The 23,029-nt window shown below is 69.1% G+C and carries 23 protein-coding genes; 11 read left to right on the forward strand and 12 right to left on the reverse strand.

All coding sequences use genetic code 11. From position 1 onward, the window contains the following. Nucleotides 1-175: 175 nt before the first annotated feature. Both groL and groES read right to left on the reverse strand, forming a co-directional pair. Nucleotides 176-1,780 (reverse strand): chaperonin GroEL, encoded by a 1,605-nt coding sequence (groL, locus tag AC5RUH_RS08615; protein ID WP_494000393.1) that lies wholly within the window; start codon nucleotides 1,778-1,780, stop codon nucleotides 176-178. Between the two features lie 133 nt (nucleotides 1,781-1,913). Next, nucleotides 1,914-2,210 (reverse strand): co-chaperone GroES, encoded by a 297-nt coding sequence (gene groES, locus AC5RUH_RS08620; RefSeq protein WP_127511177.1) that lies wholly within the window; start codon nucleotides 2,208-2,210, stop codon nucleotides 1,914-1,916. A 344-nt stretch (nucleotides 2,211-2,554) separates the two neighbouring features. On the opposite strand from groES, the gene AC5RUH_RS08625 reads away from it, so the two are divergent. From AC5RUH_RS08625 to AC5RUH_RS08640, 4 genes are read left to right on the forward strand one after another with little or no spacing between them, the layout of a single operon-like run. Then, the gene (locus tag AC5RUH_RS08625; RefSeq protein WP_494128353.1) at nucleotides 2,555-3,505 is read left to right on the forward strand and encodes a siderophore ABC transporter substrate-binding protein; all 951 of its coding nucleotides are present in this window, start codon (nucleotides 2,555-2,557) and stop codon (nucleotides 3,503-3,505) included. A gap of 53 nt (nucleotides 3,506-3,558) precedes the next feature. Beyond that, nucleotides 3,559-4,587, forward strand: a complete 1,029-nt coding sequence (locus AC5RUH_RS08630) for an ABC transporter permease (protein ID WP_494000395.1) — start codon at nucleotides 3,559-3,561, stop codon at nucleotides 4,585-4,587. Then, nucleotides 4,580-5,587: an iron chelate uptake ABC transporter family permease subunit gene (locus AC5RUH_RS08635; RefSeq protein WP_494128354.1), complete on the forward strand. Its 1,008-nt coding sequence runs from the start codon at nucleotides 4,580-4,582 to the stop codon at nucleotides 5,585-5,587. Before AC5RUH_RS08630 ends, AC5RUH_RS08635 begins: the two co-directional genes overlap by 8 nt. Continuing rightward, nucleotides 5,584-6,342, forward strand: coding sequence for an iron ABC transporter ATP-binding protein (locus AC5RUH_RS08640; protein ID WP_493979500.1), 759 nt, complete (start codon nucleotides 5,584-5,586; stop codon nucleotides 6,340-6,342). The genes AC5RUH_RS08635 and AC5RUH_RS08640 overlap by 4 nt, the downstream gene beginning before the upstream one ends. Nucleotides 6,343-6,426: 84 nt before the next feature. Here the strand turns inward: AC5RUH_RS08640 and AC5RUH_RS08645 are convergent, their stop codons facing one another. Beyond that, entirely contained in the window at nucleotides 6,427-7,026 is a 600-nt protein-coding gene (locus AC5RUH_RS08645) for a maleylpyruvate isomerase N-terminal domain-containing protein (protein WP_494000397.1), read from the reverse strand. Nucleotides 7,027-7,112: 86 nt separating this feature from the next. Continuing rightward, complete coding sequence (locus AC5RUH_RS08650; RefSeq protein ID WP_494000398.1) at nucleotides 7,113-7,307, reverse strand: hypothetical protein; 195 nt, start codon at nucleotides 7,305-7,307, stop codon at nucleotides 7,113-7,115. Nucleotides 7,308-7,462: 155 nt separating this feature from the next. Here AC5RUH_RS08650 and AC5RUH_RS08655 point away from each other — a divergent pair, with 155 nt between their 5' ends. The 5 genes from AC5RUH_RS08655 (at nucleotide 7,463) to AC5RUH_RS08675 (ending at nucleotide 12,126) form a co-directional block, all read left to right on the forward strand. Further along, nucleotides 7,463-8,725 carry a THUMP-like domain-containing protein gene (locus tag AC5RUH_RS08655; protein ID WP_494000399.1) on the forward strand — a complete coding sequence of 421 codons (1,263 nt, stop codon included), beginning with the start codon at nucleotides 7,463-7,465 and terminating at the stop codon, nucleotides 8,723-8,725. 89 nt (nucleotides 8,726-8,814) lie between these two features. Continuing rightward, nucleotides 8,815-9,963 carry a glutamate--cysteine ligase gene (locus AC5RUH_RS08660; protein ID WP_494000400.1) on the forward strand — a complete coding sequence of 383 codons (1,149 nt, stop codon included), beginning with the start codon at nucleotides 8,815-8,817 and terminating at the stop codon, nucleotides 9,961-9,963. An 86-nt stretch (nucleotides 9,964-10,049) separates the two neighbouring features. Next, on the forward strand, nucleotides 10,050-10,256 hold the full coding sequence (locus AC5RUH_RS08665; protein ID WP_494000401.1) for a hypothetical protein: 207 nt from the start codon (nucleotides 10,050-10,052) through the stop codon (nucleotides 10,254-10,256). Between the two features lie 135 nt (nucleotides 10,257-10,391). Beyond that, nucleotides 10,392-11,540, forward strand: a complete 1,149-nt coding sequence (locus AC5RUH_RS08670; protein ID WP_494128355.1) for a zinc-dependent alcohol dehydrogenase — start codon at nucleotides 10,392-10,394, stop codon at nucleotides 11,538-11,540. A gap of 10 nt (nucleotides 11,541-11,550) precedes the next feature. After that, the gene (locus AC5RUH_RS08675) at nucleotides 11,551-12,126 is read left to right on the forward strand and encodes a hypothetical protein (protein ID WP_494000403.1); all 576 of its coding nucleotides are present in this window, start codon (nucleotides 11,551-11,553) and stop codon (nucleotides 12,124-12,126) included. Nucleotides 12,127-12,146: 20 nt separating this feature from the next. Here the strand turns inward: AC5RUH_RS08675 and AC5RUH_RS08680 are convergent, their stop codons facing one another. The 7 genes from AC5RUH_RS08680 to alr all read right to left on the reverse strand — a co-directional run bounded on the left by AC5RUH_RS08680 (nucleotide 12,147) and on the right by alr (nucleotide 18,443). Beyond that, nucleotides 12,147-13,232: a substrate-binding domain-containing protein gene (locus AC5RUH_RS08680; protein ID WP_494128356.1), complete on the reverse strand. Its 1,086-nt coding sequence runs from the start codon at nucleotides 13,230-13,232 to the stop codon at nucleotides 12,147-12,149. Nucleotides 13,233-13,381: 149 nt separating this feature from the next. Further along, a complete protein-coding gene (gene tsaD / locus AC5RUH_RS08685) occupies nucleotides 13,382-14,449 on the reverse strand; it encodes a tRNA (adenosine(37)-N6)-threonylcarbamoyltransferase complex transferase subunit TsaD (RefSeq protein WP_494128357.1) in 1,068 nt (355 codons plus the stop codon). Next, the gene (gene rimI, locus AC5RUH_RS08690; protein WP_494128375.1) at nucleotides 14,446-14,979 is read right to left on the reverse strand and encodes a ribosomal protein S18-alanine N-acetyltransferase; all 534 of its coding nucleotides are present in this window, start codon (nucleotides 14,977-14,979) and stop codon (nucleotides 14,446-14,448) included. The genes tsaD and rimI overlap by 4 nt, the downstream gene beginning before the upstream one ends. A 38-nt stretch (nucleotides 14,980-15,017) precedes the next feature. After that, complete coding sequence (tsaB, locus tag AC5RUH_RS08695; RefSeq protein ID WP_494128358.1) at nucleotides 15,018-15,686, reverse strand: tRNA (adenosine(37)-N6)-threonylcarbamoyltransferase complex dimerization subunit type 1 TsaB; 669 nt, start codon at nucleotides 15,684-15,686, stop codon at nucleotides 15,018-15,020. Between the two features lie 123 nt (nucleotides 15,687-15,809). Then, nucleotides 15,810-16,247, reverse strand: coding sequence for a VOC family protein (locus AC5RUH_RS08700; protein ID WP_494128359.1), 438 nt, complete (start codon nucleotides 16,245-16,247; stop codon nucleotides 15,810-15,812). A gap of 179 nt (nucleotides 16,248-16,426) precedes the next feature. Then, the gene (tsaE, locus tag AC5RUH_RS08705) at nucleotides 16,427-17,080 is read right to left on the reverse strand and encodes a tRNA (adenosine(37)-N6)-threonylcarbamoyltransferase complex ATPase subunit type 1 TsaE (protein WP_494128360.1); all 654 of its coding nucleotides are present in this window, start codon (nucleotides 17,078-17,080) and stop codon (nucleotides 16,427-16,429) included. A 52-nt stretch (nucleotides 17,081-17,132) separates the two neighbouring features. Then, nucleotides 17,133-18,443 carry an alanine racemase gene (alr, locus tag AC5RUH_RS08710; RefSeq protein ID WP_494101499.1) on the reverse strand — a complete coding sequence of 437 codons (1,311 nt, stop codon included), beginning with the start codon at nucleotides 18,441-18,443 and terminating at the stop codon, nucleotides 17,133-17,135. Between the two features lie 219 nt (nucleotides 18,444-18,662). Here alr and AC5RUH_RS08715 point away from each other — a divergent pair, with 219 nt between their 5' ends. Together AC5RUH_RS08715 and AC5RUH_RS08720 are read left to right on the forward strand one after the other, a co-directional pair. Beyond that, entirely contained in the window at nucleotides 18,663-20,000 is a 1,338-nt protein-coding gene (locus AC5RUH_RS08715) for a family 4 glycosyl hydrolase (protein ID WP_494128361.1), read from the forward strand. Between the two features lie 101 nt (nucleotides 20,001-20,101). Further along, the gene (locus AC5RUH_RS08720; RefSeq protein WP_494128362.1) at nucleotides 20,102-20,428 is read left to right on the forward strand and encodes an MmcQ/YjbR family DNA-binding protein; all 327 of its coding nucleotides are present in this window, start codon (nucleotides 20,102-20,104) and stop codon (nucleotides 20,426-20,428) included. Here AC5RUH_RS08720 and AC5RUH_RS08725 read toward each other — a convergent pair. Then, entirely contained in the window at nucleotides 20,425-23,025 is a 2,601-nt protein-coding gene (locus AC5RUH_RS08725) for an MMPL family transporter (RefSeq protein ID WP_494128363.1), read from the reverse strand. The genes AC5RUH_RS08720 and AC5RUH_RS08725 overlap by 4 nt on opposite strands. Nucleotides 23,026-23,029: the final 4 nt, after the last annotated feature.

The raw sequence follows: 23,029 nt of genomic DNA on the forward strand, positions 1-23,029 counted from the left end.
CTAAAACGATTCCGCCCTGCCCACTATTTCCCGCGGCAACCGATGTGGCGGAGCTAACGTGCGCGCCCGGCGCCGGGGCTTCCACCACCCCGGACCCCACGACGACGGAGGGGACCCTGCACTGGCAGGATCCCCTCCGGACGGGCGAAGCCCGACCAACAGCCGGCGGCGTGCGCTAGTGCTGGTGGTTGTGCCCGTCCTCTTCGGCCGGCTTCTCGACGACCAGGGTTTCGGTGGTCAGCACCAGTGCCGCGATCGAGGCCGCGTTGCGCAGCGCCGAGCGGGTCACCTTCACCGGGTCGATGATGCCCGCGGCGACGAGGTCCTCGTATTCGCCGGTGGCGGCGTTGAAGCCGTTATTGAGCTCCATGTCGCCCACCTTGGAGACGACGACCATGCCCTCGTGGCCGGCGTTTTCGGCGATCCAGCGCAGCGGCTGGGCCAGCGCGCGGCGGACCAGGCCGACGGCGGTGGCTGCGTCGCCCTCGAGCGCCAGCACGTTCGGGTCGGTGTCCAGAGCCTGGGCGGCGTGCACCAGGGCGGTGCCGCCACCGGCCACGATGCCTTCTTCCAGGGCAGCGCGGGTGGAGGACACGGCGTCCTCGATCCGGTGCTTCTTCTCCTTCATTTCGACCTCGGTGGCAGCGCCGACCTTGATCACGCCGATGCCGCCGGACAGCTTGGCCAGCCGCTCCTGGAGCTTCTCGCGGTCCCAATCGGAATCGGTGCGCAGCACCTCCGCCTGCAGCTGGGACACGCGGTCGGCCACGTCGGCCTCGGAGCCGGCGCCGTCAACAATGGTGGTGTTGTCCTTGGTGACGGTGATGCGGCGTGCCGTGCCCAGCACCTCGAGGCCCACCTGGTCCAGCTTCAGGCCGAGGTCCGCGGACACGACCTGGGCGCCGGTGAGCACCGCGATGTCCTGCAGCATGGCCTTGCGGCGGTCGCCAAAGCCCGGCGCCTTCACGGCGGCAACGTTGAGGGTGCCGCGGATCTTGTTGACCACCAGGGTGGACAGGGCCTCGCCGTCGATGTCTTCGGCGATGATGAACAGCGGCTTGTTGGCCTGCAGCACCTTCTCCAGCAGCGGCAGGAACTCCTGCACCGTGGAGATCTTGCCCTGGGAGATCAGGATCAGCGCGTCCTCGAGGACTGCCTCCTGGCGCTCCTGGTCGGTGACGAAGTACTGCGACAGCAGGCCCTTGTCGAACTGCATGCCCTCGGTGAGCACCAGCTCGGTCTCCATGCTGGAGCCCTCTTCGATGGTGATGACGCCGTCCTTGCCCACCTTGTCGAAGGCTTCGGCCAGCAGTTTGCCGACCTCGGGGCTCTGGGCGGAGATGGTGGCGACCTCGGCGACCCTGCCTTCGACCTCGCGGGCATTCTCCAGCAGGCGGGCGGCAACGGCTTCGACCGCTACCTCGATGCCGTGCTTGAGTGCCCCGGGGGCGGCGCCGGCGGCCACGTTGCGGAGGCCTTCCTTCACCAGCGCCTGGGCCAGGACGGTAGCGGTGGTGGTGCCGTCACCGGCAACATCGTTGGTCTTGGTGGCGACTTCCTTGGCCAACTGCGCGCCGAGGTTCTCGTACGGATCGTCGAGTTCCACCTCACGGGCGATGGTCACGCCGTCGTTGGTGATGGTGGGGGCGCCCCACTTCTTGTCCAGGACCACGTTGCGGCCACGCGGGCCGAGGGTGACCCGGACGGTATTGGCGAGCTTGTCGACGCCGGCTTCCAGCGCCTTGCGGGCGGCGTCGTTGAACTCCAACTGCTTTGCCATGAATTTGTTCCTTTCACGCAAAATGCCCCGGCTGCGCTGCTATAGGAGGCAGCCGGGGCATTTCGGTTGTCCGTGATTCCGGCTGCGGGCGTCGACTGCGCGCGCCCGAGCCGCCGGACTCAGCTGATGGGCCTTACTTGGTGACGATGGCCAGCACGTCGCGGGCGGAGAGCACCAGGTACTCTTCCCCGCCGACCTTGACCTCGGTTCCGCCGTACTTCGAGTAGATGACGACGTCACCCTCGGCTACGTCAACGGGAACCCGGTTGCCATTGTCATCGACGCGGCCGGGGCCGATCGCGACAACTTTGCCTTCCTGCGGCTTTTCCTTGGCGGTGTCCGGAATGACCAGGCCGGAGGCCGTGGTCTGCTCTGCTTCGAGCGGCTGGACAACGATACGATCCTCAAGAGGCTTAATGGAGACCGACACTCGGCTCTCTCCTTTTCATGCGCTACGAATAGGTTGGCCAAGGAGATGTCTGCCGTCGTCGCGGTGCCGGCAGGCGGTTCCTTGTATTAGCACCCACACGGGGTGAGTGCTAACTGCGACTCTATGAGAAGGATTAGCACTCGGTCAAGGCGAGTGCCAGCGGCGGGCCCTCCGGCTTCCGCGGCCGCCGCCCATGTGACGAAGATCGGCCCCGCCGTCCACCGGCCAAGTTGCGTAAGGCTAACCTAACCCGGTAGCTTTCAAGCTGCGCGCAAATAGCAAACGTTTATGTTGCCTAATGCCGGTCCCCGCCCGGGACGGCGTTGACGAACAATGGAGAGTCAGTGAAAAAGCCCCTGAAGTCCGGCCTGGTGGCCATGACCGCAGCCGTTTCCATGCTCGCCCTGAGCGCCTGCGGCCAGCAGACCGACGCCGCGGCAGGCACCGGTGCCGAGACGATCAGCGTTGAGCACGCCTCCGGCACCACCGACGTGCCGGTGAACCCGGAGACGGTCTACACCTTCGATCTCGGGGTGCTGGACAGCCTCACCGCCCTGGGCGTCGAGGTCGACGGCGTCCCGGAGGCGGCCGTGTTCCCCGAATCGCTGGCGCAGTACGCCGGCGACGAATACACCAAGATCGGCTCCATGAAGGAACCCGAATTCGAGGCCATCAGCGAAGGCGCACCCGACCTGATCATCATCTCGGGCCGCACCGCCGAGGCCTACGGGGAGCTGAGCAAAATCGCCCCGACCATCGACCTGAGCGTGGACACCGCCGCTCCGATCGAGAGCTTCAAGGAAGTCTCCGCGACCCTCGGCGAGATCTTCGGCAAGGAAGCCGAAGTCGAAGAAAAGCTGGCGGCCATCGACACCCGGATCGAGGACACCAAGGCCGCAGCTGCCGACGCCGGCACCGGTTTGGTGCTGATGACGAGCGGCGGCGAGATGACGGCCTACGGCTCGGGGTCCCGCTTCGGCATCGTTCACGATGTCCTGGGCGTGCAGACCGCCGCGGACGTGAAGTCCGAGGGCCCGCACGGCGAGGCCATTTCGCACGAATTCGTCGCCGAGGCCAACCCGGACCACCTGTTCGTGATCGACCGCGACTCCGCCGTCGGCGAATCCGGGGAAGCCGCTGCGGCCGTCCTGGACAACGACCTGGTCAACGGCACCAGCGCCGCCAAGAACGACAGCATCACCTATCTGGACTCGGCCTCCTGGTACCTGGTGGGCTACGGCCTGAATAATACGGACGCCATGATCAGCGCCGTCCAGGCAGCCGTCACGAAGTAGCACCCCGTACGGCCGCCGGCGTCCCGCCGGCGGCCTGCGCGGTGGCCCGACCCATGGCTTCCTCCACGATTTCCAGTCCGGCCCCGGCCGCAGCAGCCGCGGCGGGACGCTCCCGCGCCCGCGGATCCGGGTCCCAGCTCGCCTGGGCGGCCACCGCCGTCGTCGTCCTGGCCATTGCCAGCATGTTTGTGGGCGTCAGCGACGTGTCGCTGCCTGCCCTGCTGGCCGGCGACCAGAAGGCCTGGGACATTTTCTGGATCAGCCGGCTGCCGCGCACCCTGTCGGTCATCCTGGCCGGCGCGGCGCTGGGGATTGCCGGGCTGATCATGCAGCTGATGGCACGGAACAAATTCGTGGAGCCGTCCACCGTGGGCACCGTGGAGTCTGCCTCGCTGGGCATCCTGGTGGTCACGGTGGCGATCCCCGGTGCCACCCTGTTGGCCAAGATGTCCGTGGCGACCGTGTTTGCGGCCGCCGGGACCGGCCTGTTCCTGCTGGTGCTGCGCCGGATCCCGCTGCGCAACACGCTCATCGTGCCGCTGGTGGGCATCATGCTGGGCGGCGTCATCGCCGCGGTGACCACGTTCTTCGCCTACCGCTTCGACCTGCTGCAGACGCTGAACAGCTGGATGATCGGCGACTTCTCCGGCGTGCTCCGCGGCCGCTACGAGCTCCTCTGGATTGTCGCGCTGCTCGCGGTGATCGGCTACCTGTGCGCGGACCGCTTCACGATGGCCGGCATGGGGCAGGAATTCTCCACCAATCTGGGCCTGCACTACGGCCGGATCCTGACGCTCGGGCTGGTCATCGTCTCGCTGATCAGCGCCGTGGTGGTGGTCAACATCGGCGCCATTCCGTTCCTGGGGCTGGTGGTGCCCAACCTGGTGTCGCTGGCGTTCGGCGACAGCGCCCGCCGCGCGGTTCCCTGGGTCGCGGTCTTCGGTGCGGGCTTTGTGCTGCTGTGCGACATCATCGGCCGCACCATCCGCTACCCCTACGAAATCCCGGTGGGCGTGATCGTCTCCGCCGTCGGCAGCGCCGTCTTCCTCTACCTGCTGCTGAGGACCCGCAAGAATGGCTGATTCGGTACTTCCCGCCGCGCTGACGCAGCGCAAGCGCCGCACCCTCACCACGGTCCGGCCGCGGACCTGGATTATTTTGTTGGGCCTGCTGACGGCCGCCCTCGTGGCGGTGTTCATGACCATCGACCTGCGCGGCAACCTCGGCTACATCCTGCCCCGGCGTGCCATCAAGGTCGGTTCGATGCTGCTGGTGGCGTACGCCGTGGGCGTGTCCACGGTGTTGTTCCAGACGGTGACCGCCAACCGGATCCTGACCCCGTCGATCATGGGCTTCGATGCCCTTTACATGCTGATCCAGACCGGGCTGACCTTCGCGATCGGCGGGCAGGCGCTGCTGAGCCTGGGCGCGCCGGTGCGCTTCGTGATCGAAGTGATGCTGATGGTGGGCTTCTCCTTCCTGATCTACCGCTGGCTGTTCACCGGCGGCGGCAAGAGCCTGCACCTGATGCTGCTGGTGGGCATCGTGTTCGGGACCATGTTCCGCGGCATCTCCTCGCTGCTGCAGCGGCTGATCGACCCGAGCGAATTCATCATCCTGCAGGACCTGTTTTTCGCCAGCTTTAACAACGTGGACGGCGTGCTGCTGGCCGTGTCCGCGGTGGCCGTGGCCGCGGCCACCGTCCCGGTCTGGCGGATGCGCCGGCAGCTGGACGTGCTGGCGCTGGGCCGGGACACGGCGCTGAACCTGGGCGTGGACCACCGGCGGGCCGTGACCACCGTCCTGATGCTGTGCGCCATCCTGGTGGCCGTTTCCACCGCACTGGTGGGCCCGATCACGTTCTTTGGCCTGCTGGTGGCCAGCCTGGCCTACCTGCTGTGCTCGCACTTCCGGCACGTGTACGTGCTGCCCATCGCCGTGCTGCTGGGCGCCATCGCCCTGGTCGGCGGCCAGCTGGTCCTCGAGCAGGTGTTCGGTTTCGATACCGCGCTGAGCATCGTCATTGAATTCGCCGGCGGCATCCTGTTCATCGCCCTGCTGCTGAAAGGCTCCATCAAATGATCCACGTCTCCGGAGTCTCCAAGACCTACGGCACGCAGACCGTGGTGGACGACGTCAGCTGCTACATCAAGGACGGCGGCATCACCTCGATCATCGGGCCGAACGGCGCCGGCAAGTCCACGCTGCTGTCCATGGTCTCCCGGCTGCTGCCCATGGACGCCGGGGCGGTGACCATCGACGGGCTCGACGTCGGCAAGACCGCGGGCAAGGAACTGGCCCGCAAGATGGCCATCCTGCGCCAGGACAACCAGCTGACCGTCCGCCTGACCGTACGGGACCTGGTGGGCTTCGGCCGTTTCCCGCACAACAACGGCCGGCCGGGCCCGGCCGACCTCGTCCAGATCGAGCAGGCGCTGGCGTACCTGGACCTGACGTCGATGGCGGACAAGTTCGTGGACGAACTCTCCGGCGGCCAGCGGCAGCGGGCGTTCATCGCCATGGTGCTGGCCCAGGACACCGATTACCTGCTGCTGGACGAACCGCTGAACAACCTGGACATGAAGCACTCGGTGGAGATGATGCGGCTGCTGCGCCGGCTGACCGATGAGCTGGGCAAGACCGTGGTGCTGGTCATCCACGACATCAACTTCGCGTCCTGCTACTCGGACTCGATCATCGCCATGCGCTCCGGCCGCCTGGTGCACCAGGGCCCGCCGGCGCAGATCATGCAGCCGGACGTGCTGCGCGACGTGTACGACATCGACATCCGCATCGAGGAGATCGAGGGCAACAGGATCGGCGTCTACTTCGCCTGAGGCCGGACGGCGGAGTTGTTGCCGCCACGGGGCCCCGGAGGGCCCGGCCGGCGAGGCCGGCAGGGTCGGCAGGGCGACACGGCGTCAGACCACGGAAAAATCGCCGGGCAGCATGGTCCGCCCGGTCAGGGCCAGCAGCACCTGCGCCCCGTCGCCGCGTTCGGCGGCAATCTCCATGGCCAGCCGCCCGGCTTCCAGCTCCACGCCGCGCGGCAGCTCCGCCACCAGGCCGCAGGCCCGGGACAGGTCGAGCGTGTGCACCGCAAGTTCGAAGATCCGGGTGGGCAGGTAGTCGCTGAAGCGCATCCCGCCGGCGGCCGTCTCGATGACCCGGTCCTCGGTCAGCGGCAGCGTGTTTTCCAGCTGGGCCAGCAGCCGGTCCACCATATCCACCGGGTGCGGGCCCAACTCCTTGCCGGCTGCCACGGCCCGTTCGGTGACGCCGGGATCATTGGCCAGTCCGGTGGCCAGGTAATAGTCCGCGGCCGATTCCACCTGGACAGTCTTGGCGGGGCGACCCAGGTAGGTCAGCACCGTGGACAGCGCCCGACTGGTATGTCCGGCGAGCGTCCGGACGCTCCAATCGTCCAGCCCGGGTGCGTTCCATGCGGTCGGCGGCACGTTTGCCAGCACCTCGCGGAAGTACCGGCCCGCGGACAGGAACGTTGCCGCCGATTCGATCATGCGCCCATGCTACGGCCGGCGGGCGGCCGCGACCAGCGTCCCCCTTCGTCCCGGCCGGTCCGGCCGGGAATGACCGCGGGAGTCGTTCAGGCGAGGCGCCGCAGCTCCGGCTTCCAGCCCGGGGCAGGTGCGGCGACGCCTGCGGCGACGTCATCCCAGAGGGCCTGCCAGCCCCGGTGCGCCCTGTTGCCGGCTTCGATCAGCTCGCCAAGTTCCGCTTCAATCTCGGCTTGGCAAGCGTCTGTATCAATGTCGTACCCGTCGATGGATGTGGACATCATGCACGCCTCCTCACAGTAAGCTTCCTTACCGACCCTACGGAGTCCCAGCATATCCCGCCATGGGGAGAACTACCCATCGCCGCTTTTAAGGCACGAATCGGCCGGTCCGCCTGCCTGCGTCGGCCGCCTGAATCCGCTGCACTAGGCTTGAAACCATGGCACCCGAGACCCACGCCGAGAGCATTGCACCGATTCTCACTCCGGAAGGCTGGGAGCTGCTGAATTCGCTCGGCCCCTATTCCGAGGCGGAGAGCCTGCACACCGGCACCGAACTGCGCAAGGCCGGCCACTCCCCCGAACTGGTCTCAGCCGCCATGACACAGTCCCGCCTGCGTGCGAAGGCCAAGGCGAAGTTCGGTCCGTTCGCGGAGAAAATGCTGTTCACCACGGCGGGGCTGGAACAGGCCACGCGGCTGAACATCGCGGCCCTGCACGCGCGGCGGTTCCAGGCCGCCGGGGTGGAGCACGTCGCGGACCTGGGCTGTGGAATCGGCGCGGACGCCATGGCGCTGGCCAGCCTGGACCGCAGAGTCACCGCCGTGGAACGGGACGAGACCACCGCCGCGGTGGCCACCATCAACCTGATGCCGTGGCCGACCGCGACCGTGGTCAATGCCGATGCGGAGGGACTGGACCTCACCGGGATCGACGGCGTGTGGCTGGACCCGGCGCGGCGGACGACGACGGCCTCGGGCACCACCCGGATCTTCGACCCGGAGGCGTTTTCTCCGCCGCTGTCCTTCGTGGAGAGGCTGGCTGACCGGGGAATGCCGGTCGGGGTCAAGCTCGGCCCGGGGATTCCCCATGAGGCGCTGCCCGACAACTGCGAGGCCCAATGGGTATCCGTCGACGGCGACGTGGTCGAGGCGGCGCTGTGGTTCAACCGGCTGGCGCGGCCGGGCATCCGGCGGGCGGCATTGGTCACCGGAGCCGGCGGCACCGCCGAGCTGACCAGCGCCGTCGGCTACGACCCGGCCAACCAGGACGTGGCGATCGGACCGGCGGCGGGGTACCTGTACGAGCCCGACGGCGCCGTGATCCGCGCCGGGCTGGTGGCCGACCTGGCCCGCGGGCTGGGCGGGCACCTGCTGGATGAGCACATCGCCTACATCTGCGCCCCGCAGCTGCAGCCATCGCCGTTCGCCCGGGCGTACCGGGTGCTGGAGGTCAAGCCGTACAACGTCAAGAAGCTCAAGGCCTGGGTGAAGGCGAGCCGGATCGGCACGCTGGAGATCAAGAAGCGCGGCACGTCGGTTGCACCGGACGAGCTGCGCAAGACCCTGTTGACCGGTTCCGGCAAGGGGCCGAACAAGGCGACCCTGGTGCTGACGAGGGTCGGCGAGGACCGGATCGCCATCGTCGTCGAGCCCGTTCCCGCCGCCGGCGCCCGCAGCCGCGAGCGCAGCGCCAGGCCCTGACGCACTAGAATCAAGCTGTGTCTGGCCCCGCGGCCCCAGCAGACGCATACCTCCGGCGGCAGCCGGTCCAGCCAAAGACGGAGCAACGTTTGTACATCGATTTCGCACGGTCCGCCCAATCCTCCCTCGGGGTTGAGTGGGAGCTGGCGCTGGTGGATGCCCAGACCGGCGAACTGGTCTCGGTGGCCGAGCAGGTGCTGGACGCCGTCCGCGCCGGGCATCCGGAGCTGCGGGACGATGACGAGCACCCGCACGTGAAGCAAGAGCTGCTGCTGAACACCGTGGAGCTGGTCACCGGCGTCTGCAACACCGTCCGCGAGGCCAAAGCGGACCTGAGCAGCGCCCTGGCGGCCGTCCGCGACGTCACCGACCCGATGGGGGTGGAGCTTTTCTGCGCGGGCAGCCATCCGTTTGCCGCGCCGCGGTTGCAGCCGGTCACCGACAAGGAACGGTACGCCAAGCTGATCGACCGTACCCAGTGGTGGGGGCACCAGATGGTGATTTACGGCGTGCACGTGCACGTGGGCCTGGACCACCGGGACAAGGCCCTGCCGGTGTTGGACGGGCTCGTCAACTATTTCCCGCACTTCCAGGCGATCTCCGCCTCCTCCCCCTTCTGGGCGGGAGAGGACACCGGCTACGCCTCGCAGCGCGCGCTGATGTTCCAGCAGCTGCCCACCGCGGGGCTGCCGTTCCAGTTCCCCAGCTGGGCGGTGTACGAGGATTACGTCGAGGACATGTTCACCACCGGGGTGATCGACACGATCAGCGAGATCCGCTGGGACATCCGGCCGGTTCCCGCGCTGGGCACCATCGAGATGCGGGTGTGCGACGGGCTGTCCACCCTGCAGGACGTCGGGGCCGTGGCCGCGCTGACGCAATGCCTGGTGGACGAGTTCTCCACCGCCCTGGACAACGGCTGGGCGATCCCCACCATGCCGCCGTGGCACGTGCAGGAGAACAAGTGGCGTGCCGCCCGCTACGGCATGGACGCCATCATCATCCTCAACGCCGCCGGCAAGGAAATGCCGGTCACGGAGCACCTGCGCGAACACGTGCTGAACCGGCTGGAACCGGTCGCCCGAAAGCTTGGCTGCAGCGACGAACTGGCAGACGTGGAGAAGATCCTCGAAGCCGGCGCCGGCTACCAGCGCCAGCGCAGGGTTGCCGCGGAACACGGCGGCGACCTGCGCGCCGTCGTCCTCGACGTGGTCAGCCAGCTTCGCGGGAGCAACTGAGAGCCGGAAACCGGTCCCGTTTGGTCCCGAACAGGCGTAGGCTCTGCCCCAGGGAATACAGAGCCGGATGCGGGAAAGGGCTGGGCATGGCCGGGGACAAGCACGCTGACGACGAGGCGCTGTACCAGGCGGACGCCCCGGATCCGGAGCAGGATTCCGACGCGCCGCCGCACGCCGGCTCGGCCGGCCTGGCTGCCGCCATCGAACCGGACGTCGACCGCGGGCCCGAGGACCGGGCGGAAGACGGGGACAAGGAACCGGCCTCCCCGCGGGACCCGGAAGACGGCGCCTAGGACCGGCCACGCCCGTCCCCGGCAGCACGGTCTCCCGGGCGCGGGCCTCCCGGACGCCTGGGGGCCTTGACCGTTGCTTGCCGGGCGTGTGAAGCTTGCGGGCACTCGACTATCCGCTTCCCCCAGGAGGCACCGATGAGAGCCATGGTGTACCGCGGGCCCTACAAGACCCGGGTAGAAGAAAAAGACATTCCCGCCATTGAACACCCCAACGATGCCATAGTCCGGGTGACGCTGGCCGGTATCTGCGGCTCGGACCTGCACCTTTACCACGGCATGATGCCCGATACCCGGGTCGGGATGACGTTCGGCCACGAGTTCATCGGCGTGGTCCACGAGGTGGGTCCGTCGGTCCGGAACCTCGCACCTGGCGACCGGGTCATGGTGCCGTTCAACGTGTACTGCGGTTCCTGTTACTTCTGCGCGCGGGGCCTGTACTCCAACTGCCACAACGTGAATCCGAATGCCACGGCGGTGGGCGCCATCTACGGCTACTCCCACACCTGCGGAGGCTACGACGGCGGCCAGGCCGAATACGTCCGGGTGCCCTTCGCCGACGTCGGCCCCGCCCCGATCCCGGACTGGATGGATGACGAGGACGCCGTGATGCTCACCGACGCCCTGCCCACCGGCTACTTCGGGGCGCAGTTGGGCGACATCGTCGAAGGCGACACCGTGGTGGTGTTCGGGGCCGGACCGGTGGGGTTGTTTGCCGCAAAGTCCGCCTGGCTCATGGGAGCAGGGCGCGTGATCGTCATCGACCACCTGGAGTACCGGCTGGAGATGGCCCGTTCCTTCGCGCATGCGGAAACCTACAACTTCGTCGAGCATGACGACATCGTGGTGCACCTGAAGAAGGTGACGGATGATCTGGGGGCGGACGTGGCGATCGACGCCGTGGGCGCCGAGGCGGACGGCAACCTGACCCAGCACCTCACCTCCGCCAAGTTCAAGCTGCAGGGCGGCTCGCCCGTCGCCCTGAACTGGGCCATCGATTCGGTCCGCAAGGGCGGGACTATTTCCGTGATGGGCGCCTACGGGCCGATGTTCAGCGCGGTGAAGTTCGGGGACGCCCTGAACAAAGGGTTGACGCTGCGGATGAACCAATGCCCGGTCAAGCGCCAGTGGCCGCGGCTGTTCGAGCACATCCGCAACGGTTACCTGAAACCCAACGACATCGTTACCCACCGCATACCGCTGGAGCATATCTCCGACGGTTATCACATTTTCTCGTCGAAACTCGATGGCTGCATCAAGCCGCTCATCGTGCCCGATGCCGGCTAGGAGACCCCCGATGCCCTACAGAGCCGAAAAACCCGAGCGCAGGCATACCAGCGAAGAACTCCGCGCCCGGATCCCGGGCTGGGGTGCCGACCTGGATCCGAAGGACCGTCCGGCCGTGCCGAAGGAACGCTTCGATCCCGGAGCCACCGGCGCACACTGGGACTTTCCCGACCGCCAGGAGGAGAAATGGCCGCGCGAGCGATCCCTTGAGCACCGCATGCTGACGCCCGTCTTCGGCACGTCGACGCCGCCCAAGGGACTCTCGGGCGCCCTGCGGCGGTACTCCTACCGGAAGTACAGCGAGGCGCGGGCGGCCCACTGGGTGATCCTGCTGGCCGCCGACCGGGTCGACGCCTGGGAAAGCCACCTCCGCTCCTTCGCGACCCTGCGTCCGGACAATCCCGTCACCGAATCCGGTGTGCGCAGCGAGTTCAGCCATCACGGGCTGGCCTCCCGGACCGGGGCGAAGCGTGCCGACCTGAGCCACCAGTGGCTCGACCCGGTCATCGTGGCCGGTCCCTGGCTGGCGGCAGGCGGCCTGGCCGCGCTGGCGGCCAGGGGCCTGGCCCGGCGCCTGCGCGCCTGAACGGGAAGATCCCGCGGCGTCTACTTGACGAGCTGGAGCAGCTCCTGGTTGTCGGCGAAGACCTTCGCGGCGTTCTCCTTGGTGACCGGCTCCGCTTCGGTCAGGTAGGCGGCCACGCTGGTTTGCGCGTTGCCGTAAGACTCTTCCTCGTCGGCCTCGGGTGCATCGTCCTGCGCGAACCCTTTGACGACCGTCAGGGCCTCCCCCACCATGGCCGCGGGGTCGGCGTAGGTGGTGGCGTACTGCTTGCCGGCCATGATTGATTCCACGGCTTCCGGGGCGGATCCGCTGCCGACGACGACGGCGGAGTCCTGCCCGCCGTCTTCGGCGGCCCGGATGAGGGCCTGGGCGGTGGCGTCATCGGCGGCCAGGATGCCGTGCACGTCGTCGGAGGCATATTCCTCCTGCAACAGGCCGGCCAGCCGTTCTGCCGCCGCATCCGGGTTTTCGCCGGCGGTTGCCTCGAAATCCGTCTGGCCGGACAGCACGGCCACGGTGCCGTCGTCGATCTTGGGCTGCAGCACACTCATGGCTCCGTCGAACGCCAGGCGCGCGCCGCCGTCGTCCGGGTGGCCGCTGAACAGCTCGACGTTGTAGGGTCCTTCGCCCTGCCGTTCGGCCAGCCCATCGAGCAGTGCCTGGGCCTGGAGCTCACCGGTTTGGAAGGCATCCGCGCCCACCAGGTAGCCGACCGCGCCGGTGCCCATGACCATGGTGCCGAACGCGATGACCGGGACTTGCGCCTCCTGCGCCGCGGCCAACTGCTCCCCCAGGCCTGCCGGGTCTGCCGGGTCCACAATCAGCACCTCCGGTTCACCCTCGAGCATGGTGCTGATTTGTTGCTGCTGTTCAGCGGCGGTTTCGGCAACCTGGACATTCGGTTCGAAGTTCGAGTCCTCGATCTGTTCGGTGAACAGCGCTTCGGCGTACGCGGTGTCGGCGGAGAGGGACACGCCGATCAAGGAGCCGCTCTCGAAGCCTCCGGCGCCTCCCGCTTCCGGCCCCTCCCCCGTCTCTTCACCCGTGCGGGAACAGGACGTCAGCAAAAGCGCCGCCGTGACGGCCACCGCCGCCGGCAGTTTCATTCGTCCGGCAAATGAACCCATGACGTTGACCTCCGTCGTTCCGCCGTCCGACCGGATGGGAGAGTTGTGAGGAGGGGCCGGCGTGCCCCGCCGTGGTTTCAGCCTAGGACCCCGCCGAGGATTGGGATAGACGGTGTGCGTGCTGCGCGGCGGGCGCGGGCCGGATCGCCCTAGAGGTGCACGCTGGTGACCGGCATGGACGAATCCGGAGCGAATTCGAGGCCGGAGGGCCGGCCGCCGGCCATGACCACCTGGGCGCCGAGCGCTGCGACCATCGCCCCGTTGTCCGTGCACAGGGACACTGGCGGCACCCGCAGGGAGATGCCGTGCTCCGCGCAGCGTTCCTCGGTCAGCGCCCGCAGCCGCGAGTTCGCCGCAACGCCGCCGCCGAGCAGCAGGTTGGTGATGCCGTTTTCGGTGCAGGCCAGCATCGCCTTCGCGGTGATGACGTCCGCCACGGCTTCCTGGAAGGACGCGGCGATGTCGGCCACCGGCAGGGGGTCCCCGGCGGCCTCGAACTGCTCCACGCAGCGGGCCACGGCCGTCTTCAGGCCGGAGAAGGACCAGTCATAGCGGTGCGGGCCGGGGGCCTCGGCCGAGCCCATGTATCTGGGCTGGCTCAGTCCGCGGGGGAACCGGATGCGCCCCGGGTCGCCCTCCCGCGCCAGTTTGTCGATCGCCGGGCCGCCGGGATAGCCCAGGCCCAGGATGCGGGCCACCTTGTCGTAGGCTTCACCCGCCGCGTCGTCGATGGTGGAGCCGAGCAGTTCGACGTCGTCGGTCAGCGAGCGCACGCGCAGGATCTCCGTGTGTCCGCCGGAAACCAGCAGCGCGCCCAGGTTCTCCGGCAGCGCTCCCCCGTCCAGCACGCCGACGCCCACATGGGCGACCAGGTGGTTGATGGCGTACAACGGCTTGCCGGTGGCCAGCGCCAGGGCCTTGGCCGCGCACACCCCGACCATCAGGGCGCCGGCCAGCCCGGGGCCGGAGGTCACGGCGAGCGCGTCCACCTCGCCGAGGGTGACCCCGGCCGTGTCCAGCGCCTGTTCCAGCGTGGGGATGAAGGCGTCGAGGTGGGCGCGCGAGGCGATTTCCGGGATCACCCCGCCGAAGCGCACGTGTTCCTCCATCGAGGAGGACACCGTGTTGGCCAGGAGCGTATCCCCGCGGACGATGCCCACGCCCGTTTCGTCGCAGGAGGACTCGATGCCCACCACCAGCGGTTCGGTGCGGTTCATCGTGTGTCCTCCGTCGTCTCGGGTTCGTGGGTTGTCCGGCCGGTCCCGGTGCCGCCGTCGGTGCCGGCGCCGGTGCGGGCCTCGGCGCCGGGAGCACCTGCCCAGTCCTTGAGGCGCAGCCGCATGATCAGGGCATCAACACCGCCCCGGTAGTAGCGCGGGCGCACATGGATCTGCTCGAAGCCGAACCAGCGGTAGAGCCGCTGCGCCCGGGGGTTGTCCGCGCGCACTTCCAGCAAGACGTCGTCGGCCCGCTGGCTGCGTGCCAGGTCGATCAGCAGGGTCAGCAAGGTGGTGCCGATGCCTTGCCCCTCGCGCTCGGGGACGACCGCAATGGTCTGCACATCGGCGATCCGCCGCACGCACATCAGCCCGGCGTAGCCGATCACCGTGCCGAGCGCGTCCTCGGCCACGAAGTAGCTGCGGGTGTCCTGTGCCAGTTCCTCGTAAAACATTTCCGTCGGCCACGCGTCGTCCGGGAACAGCTTCCGTTCCAGCGCGTCCACGGCCGGCACGTCGGCCTCGGTCATCGGCCGGATGCCGCCCGCCGGCCGCGGCGTGCGGGCGGTCACAGGGCGCGCTTCCGCGGTCCGGGAACCTTGGCATCGGACTCGCGCAGGTACAGCGGCGTGGTGTCCGGCAGGGCAAGCCCGTTGTCCAGGCGGGCGACGGCGGTGCGGCCCAGCGCTTCGGCGGTCGGCTGGGTGCCGCTGTACTCCGTGACGGCCAGCAGTTGATCCGGATACAGCCCGGCGCCCATGCCGTAGGCGGGCAGGTGCGGAACGTCCGAGGGCGGCCCGACATGCGGGCCGTCGAGCAGTTCGTGCGTGCCGCCGGTGCTGCGGTAGCGCGCCCAGTACACTTCCTTGCGCCGGGCGTCGGTGGCCACCACGAACTCGTCCACGCCGGCGCGCCACGCGTCCGGAGCGGCGTCCACGGCGATGGCGTCCAGGCTCATCGCCCCGTGCAACGGCTTGCCCCAGGCGAAGGCCAGCGCCCGCGCGGTGGCGATGCCGGAGCGCAGGCCCGTGAACGGTCCCGGGCCCACGCCCACCACCAACGCGTCGAGTTCGGCGCCGGTGACGTCCGCCGTCGTCATGATCTTGCTGATCCCGAGGGCCAGCACCTCGGCGTGGGTGCGCGTGTCCTCGGTGGCGAACGCGGCCAGGATCTCTCCTTGTCCGGCCAGCAACGCGGCGCTGGCGATGGCGGAGGTATCAATGGAGAGAATGAGCACGCATCAATTTTACTTGAGGCACGCGGGGTGGCTTTCGGGCGCTGATCAGGAGGCGCCGCACCGCGGCCGGGACAGGGTCAGGGCCCCTCGGCGGCCGCGCAGGCGGGCCGTGTTGGGCGGCGCTCACGCCTGCGGTGTTCCGGCTTCCTGTGGCGTGCCGGCGATGTTGACCAGCCACTGGATGCCGAACCTGTCCGTGCACATGCCGAAGGTGTCGCCCCAGGGCGCTTTTTGCAGCGGCTCCGTGACGTCGGCGCCATCGATCAGCTTTTCCCAGTAGCCGCGCAGTTCGGCCTCGTTGTCGCCGCTGAGCGAGAGCGAGTGGCTGGACCCGGGGGTGTATTCCATGCTGGCGGGGGTGTCCGCTGCCATGAGCACCAGCCCGCGCTCGGTGGACAGTTGCGAGTGCATGATCTTGTCGATCTCCGCCGGGTCGTCGCTGGCCTGGAAATCGCCGAAGGTGTTCAGCGTCAATTCGCCGCCGAACACCGACTGGTAGAACGTCATGGCTTCCCTGGCCTGGTCGCGGAATCCCAGGTACGGGTTCAGCTTGGTCTCCATGGCGGGCCTCCTCGTGGTCTGATGACGCCATCGATTATGGACCTGCGCCAGGGGGCCGTGAAGACCGCGGGCTCCCCGAGGTCCCCGTCCGGCTGAATTCACCCGCGCCGATGAAACGCCGAGGCCCGCAGGCCCGGCGGCACCTCCGCAACCGGCGCAACGGGAACATCCGCTGCGGGTCAGGCAAACATGTACGCGGCCCAGCGCGGCCCGTAGGCGGCCATGCGGATCAGCCGCGGCTCGCCGTCGTCAGGCTCGTCAAAGTCGAGCACGACGCCGGTGCTCCGCTGCGCTTCCGCGGCGTCACCCCCGGCGGCCTGCACGGCGGCGTCGCCCGGCACGGCGGCACCCGGTGCCGCACCCAGCGGCCCGTCCTGCGCTCCCTCGGCTGGCCGGTTCGCCAGGTCTGCCCCGGTGGCCCGGACCAGCGAAATGTCCAGCCAGCTCTCGGAGAGGTGCTCCACCCGGCCGCGGCCCCACTCGACCACGGTCACGGCCTGGTCCATGGTGTTTTCCAGGTCGATGTCGTCGATCTCCCCGTCCGACTGCAGCCGGTAGGCATCTACGTGGACCAAATCCGGCCCGCCGTTCATGCTGGGGTGGCTGCGGACCAGCACGAAGGTGGGGGAAATGATGCCGGGACGGACACCGAGTCCTTCTCCCAGCCCCTGGGTGAAGGTGGTCTTGCCCGCCCCCAGCCCGCCGCTGAGCACCACCAGGTCGCCTGCCCGCAAAATCCTGCCCAGCCGGGCGGCGAGCGCCTGCGTTTCCTCGGCCGAGCCCACGTGGAACTCGCGCTCCCACATCGGCGCGGCCGGTTGCTGCTGCGTCATGGCAGGTGCTCCCCCTGTCCGGTCGGTGTCATCCTTCACGTAAGCACGGCCTTCATGCCAGCACGGCGCCGGGATCCCCGGCGCTGTCGGTGTTCCGGTCGTCGATCGCCGCCAGCGCTGCCCGGACCTGGGCCGCCGCCGCTGCCTGCTCGGCCGCGGACGCCGTGACTCCGGGTGCCGCGGCCGCCGGAGTGCCGGCGTCGCCGCCCTCCTGTTCGTCGGCGGTTTCGGTGTAGTAGCGCGGGACCCGCTGGCTGACGCGGGTGACGATCTCGTAGTTGATGGTGCCGGCGCCCGCCGCCCAGTCCTGGGCGTCCGGGACGTCCCGGCCCGGCCCGAAAACGATCACTTCCTCGCCCACGAGGTCTCCGGCGTCGGTGGTCCTCAGGTCCACCACGAACTGGTCCATGGCCACCCGGCCCACCACGTCATAGCGGCGGCCGCGGATGGACACCTGGACGTTGGCGGCGCTGCGCGGGATGCCGTCCGCATAGCCCAGCGGTACCAGCACCAGCGTGGTCGGCCCGGAGGTCAGGTAGCTGAGCCCATAGGAGACGCCTTGGCCGCTGGGCACCTGCTTGCAGTTGGCCACCCGTGCGCGCAACGTCATGGCCGGAACCAGCCCGAGTTCCTCGGGGGTCTGCCCCTCGAAGGGCGAGAGCCCGTAAATGCCCAGCCCCACGCGGACCATGTCGAAGTGCGCGTCCGGGCGGCTGAGCGTACCGGGCGTGTTGGCCAGATGGCGGACCTCCAGGTCCAGCCCCGCGTTCTCGGCCACCGCTACAGCCTCGCGGAAGCGGTCCACCTGCTCGTCCGTCTCCGGCCGGTGCGGTTCGTCGGCGACCGCCAGGTGGGAGAAGACGCCGACCACCCGCAGCAGCCCCTGTTCCTGGTACTCCACGGCCCGGTTGACCAGGTCCTCCCAGAGCGCCGGCGGGCAGCCGTTGCGACCCAGCCCGGTATCGATCTTCAGGTGCACGCGTGCCGGCCGTTCGAGCCGCCGTGCCGCCTTGACCACCGGCTCGAGTTCCCAACCGGACACGCCGACGTCGATCCCCGCCTCGATTCCCGCGGCGAAGTCCGTGTCCGGGGTGTGCAGCCAGGCCAGGATGGGGGCATCGATGCCCGCCGCGCGAAGGGCCAACCCCTCGGTGAAGTGCGCAACGCCCAGCCAGGACGCACCGGCTTCCAGTGCGGCCCGGGCCACCGGGACGGCGCCGTGGCCGTAGGCGTCCGCCTTGACCACCGCCATCACCCGGGCCGGAGCGGCGACCTCGCGCAGGTGCCGCACGTTGGCGCGGATGGCGGCCAGGTTAATGACGGCTTGGCGGTCATAGGGCAGCGGTGACGTTGTAGAGCTCACGGATCCATTCTCCCATCCGAAGCATGCTTCCGGCTGAAGGGCTGCGCCGCGGGGCGCACTGCACCGCGGCGAACACACCGGCCGACGATCTTCGGCGCGGGCGCAGGTTCAGCCGCCAGGGCCTGTGGTTGGCCCTTGCTGGCACAATACAAGCAAGGGCCGGGTCCTGGGCCGCGGGCGGCCCGATCGTTATCCAATGTCAATGGTTCGGGGGGAGCAGTGGCAACACTTGCCATACTGGGCGGCGGCGGGTTCCGGGTGCCGCTGGTCTATCGCGCACTGGCCAACGGATCCGCGGCCGGCCTGGTGGACCGGCTGGTGCTCCACGACGTAGACGCCAGCCGGCAGCGGGCGATCGTCCGGGTGCTGGAGGATGCGCCCTTGCCCGGGGCCGGCCGGCCGCCGAAGATCGAGTCCGCCCGGGACCTGGATAGCGCCCTGGCCGGCGCCGACGTCGTTTTCTCGGCCATCCGTCCCGGCGGCACCCGGGGCAGGACGCTGGACGAACGGGTGGCAACCCGGCTGAACCTGCTGGGCCAGGAGACCACCGGCGCCGCCGGGATAGCCGCCGGCCTGCGCGCCGTCCCCGCCGCCCTGTACATCGCCAGGCGGATGACTGAACTGTGCCCGGGCGCGTGGCTGATTAACTTCACCAATCCCGCCGGGCTGGTCACCGAAGCCGTGCTGCCGCTGCTCGGCCATCGGGTGGTCGGGATCTGCGACACGCCCATCGGGCTGGTGCGCCGCGCGGCGAGGGCCGCCGGGGTCACGCTGCGCCGCGGCTCGTTGGCGGGCGTGGATTATTCGGGCCTCAACCACCTGGGGTGGCTGCGCGGGCTGGAGCACGAGGGCCGGGACCGGCTTCCCGGTTTGCTCGGCGAGCCGGGGCGGCTCCAGTCGTTCGAAGAGGGCCGGATCTTCGGCACGCGCGAGCTGCAGGTGCTCGGCGCCATTCCGAATGCCTATCTGTTCTATTACTACTTCCGCCGGGAGGCCACCTTGGCCCTGGCCGGCGCCGCCCAGACCCGCGGCGAGTCCATCCACGACTTGCAGCAGGAGTTGTACGCCAGGCTGCAGGCTTCCGGAACCCCCTACGCGGACTGGGAGGACGCCCTGCGCCGCCGCGAGGAGGGCTATCTCTCCGAAGCCCGCGAGATCGGCGTCTCGCGCGACGAACAGGACCTGGCCGCCGGCGGCTACGAGCAGGTGGCCCTGGACGTGATGCGCGCCCTCCTGTCCGGCGAGCGCACGGAGCTGATCCTCAACGTGCGCAACGCCGGCACCATCCCTCAACTGCCGGACGACGCCGTCGTGGAGGTTCCGTCGGTGGTGGATGCGGACGGCGCCCGTCCCCTGCCGGTAAAGCCGCTGACCCTGCACCAGGCCGGACTGATGACGCAGATCAAGGCCGTGGAGCAGGAGGTCATCCGCGGCGGGCAGGGCGACCGCGCGGCGGCCCTGCGGGCCTTCATGATCCACCCGCTGATTACCTCCGGCCACGTGGCCAACCGCCTGCTCGCGGCTTACGAACAGGCCCACGGATACCGCTGGAACTGACCGGGCCTGATCGCGGCCCCGGCCGGCCGGCCGGTAAGGCCGGCCGGTAAGGCCGGCCGGGGAGGCTGGTCCGCCGGCGCCGCACGTGGCAGGGTGAGGACATGCCCACCGAGGACGATGTGCGCCGCCTCTGTCTGGCCCTGCCCGGCGTCACCGAGCGGCTCAGCTGGGGCCAGCCCGCCTGGTTCGCCAAGTCGCTGATGGCGCGGATGTGGGAGCCGGGCGTGCTGACCGTCAAGTCCGACGAGCGCGACGCCCTGGCCGCGACGGCTCCGGACGTCTTCTTTTGGACCCCGCACCACGAGCGTTCCCGGCTGCTGGTGCTGATGCGCTTGGACAAAGTCGAACCCGGCAATCTCGAAGAATTGCTGGACGAATCGTTCCGGCTCGCCGGAGGCCGGCACCCCCGGGCCCGTCCGGGACGTTAGCGCGCCCCGGCGGGCTGCGCCTCGGCCTGCTCGGGCCGCGGGGCGTGCTGCGCGAGCTTGGCGCCTTCCACGTCCACGTCAGGGAGCACCTTGTCCAGCCAGGCCGGCATCCACCAGGCCGCCTTGCCGAACAGGTGCATCGCCGCCGGGATCAGCGTCATCCGCACCACGAACGCGTCCAGCAGCACGCCCAGGGCCAGCGCGAAGCCGATCGGCCGGACCATGGTCAGGTGGGAAAAGATGAACCCGGCGAACACGGAGACCATAATGATTGCCGCGGCCGTGACTACCTTGGCGCCGTGGTTGAAGCCGCTGACCACGGCGGCCCTGGCGTCCTCGCCGTGCGCATAGGATTCACGCATGCCGGAGACCAGGAACATCTGGTAGTCCATCGCCAGGCCGAACAGCACGCCGATCATGATCATCGGCAGGAAGCTCAGGATCGGCCCGGGGTCGTGGACGTCGAAGATGCCGCCCAGCCAGCCCCACTGGTAGATCGCCACCACGGCGCCGAAGCTGGCCCCGAGTGACAGCAGGAAACCGGCGGTGGCCAGCAGCGGCACCAGGACGGAGCGGAAGACCAGCAGCAGCAGGATCAGCGAGAGCCCGATCACGATGGCCAGATAGACCGGCATGGCGTCCGCCAGCTTGTCGGAGACGTCGATCTGCATCGCCGGCTGCCCGGTCACGGAGATCGCGATGCCGGTCTCCTGCTCGAGTGCACCGGCCTGCGCCCGGAGGTTATGGACCAGCTCCTCGGTGCTTTCGGCCGCCGGGCCCTCTGCGGGGATGACCTGGAGCACGGCGGTGCGCCCGTCCCCGCTGGTGCCGGTCGGAACGGCTGCGGCGACGTGGTCCATCGACCGCAGCTCCTGCGATAGCCGCAGCAGCGCCTCGTCGGTCCCGGTCCCTTCCATGCCCGCAGGGAGGTCGGCCACCACGATGAGCGGGCCGTTGATTCCCTCGCCGAAGCTCTCGCCCAGTTGGCGGTAGGACTGGTAGGCCGTAGAGTCCGCAGGCTCGGAGCTGCCGTCCGGCAGGCCCAGCCGCAGCTCGGCGGCCGGCACCGCCATCAGGCCCAGCACCGCCACGCCCGCGGCCAGCGCGAGCCACGGGTGCTTCGTCACCGTCTTGCCCCAGCTGCGCTTGGGGTCGTTGTGGAAGTCCGCCACCCTCGTCGTGGTCTCTGCGTCGGCGGCGGCCGGGCCGGGCAGGCCGGCCTTGGCCCATGCGCGTCGGGAGAGAATGCGCCTGCCCATGATGGCCAGCATCGCCGGGGTCAAGGTCAAGGCGACGACGACGGCGACCGCCACGGTGGCGGCTCCGGCCAGTCCCAGCACCGTCAGGAACGGAATGCCCGGCACCGCCAGCGCGGCGAGGGCGATGATCACGGTGAGCCCGGCAAAAAGCACTGCGTTGCCGGAGGTGCCGGTGGCCCGGCCGATCGATTCGATCAGCGGCACGCCGGAGAGCAGCTGGGTGCGGTGGCGGTTGACGATGAACAGGGAGTAGTCGATGCCCACGGCCAGGCCCAGCATCAGCGCCAGCACCGGCGAAACCGAGCTCATCTCGATGACACCGCTGAGCGCCATGGTGCCGCCCACGCCGACCCCCACGCCGACGATCGCCATCAGCAGCGGCAGTCCGGCCGCGATGAGCGTGCCGAGCATGAGCACCAGGACGGCGGCGGCGACCGCGATGCCGATGATCTCGGCGGCTCCGAACAGGCTGGAGATGTCCTCGACGATGTCCTTGCTGTACTCCGCCCGCAGTCCCGGCACCAGGCCGGCCTCGGTGACCTCCTGGACCTGTTCGCGGTCCTCCTTCGAAACCTCCATCATGCCCTGCTCGAACTGGACCTGGATGAACGCGGCCGAGCCGTCCCCGGATACGAACCGCAGCCCCTCGGAGGACTGCTGCCGCAGCTTCCCCGCCTCCAGATCGGCGACGCCTGACTCGTACTCCGCCCGGCCGTCTGCCAGCCGGCGTTCGGCTTCCGCCAACCGGGCCCGTGCCGTTTCCAGCTGCGCCCGCTGCGGCTCCAGCCGGGCACGTGCCTGCTCGGCCATCGCCGCCTGGCCGGCTGCCTCCAGCTGCCCGATCTGTGCCTCGGCCGCCTTCAGCTGCTGCAGGCCCGGCTCCAACTGCGCCTTGCCCGCGTCCAGCTCGGCCTGGGCGTCCTCAAGCCGTTGTGCGGCGGCGTCGAGCTTCTCTTCGCCGGCGGCGATCGTCCGTGGCGCATTGTCCAGGGCGGCCTGCAATTCCACCGGGTTCGTGGCGTTCTTGACCGCGTCCAGCTTCGTGAGGTCCGCGGCGATGGCCGCAATGGCGTCCTGGTGCCCCGCGGTGAACGCCCGGCCGTCGGCCGTCGTGAACACGATGGTGCCGAGGCCGCCCGAGGCGGCCGGCATTTTCTCCCGCAGGTCGTCCGCAACCGCTTGGGCGGGAGTGCCGGGAATGGTGAAGCTGTTGGAGAGGGTGCCCATGAAGGCAGCGACGGATCCGCCGACGGCGACCATGACCACCAGCCACATGGAGACGAACCACCAGCGTTTGCGCGCGGCGAGCTTACCGAGTCTGTAGAGCAGTGAGGCCATGGGG

The sequence above is a fragment of the Arthrobacter sp. Y3223166 genome, from assembly GCF_059090935.1.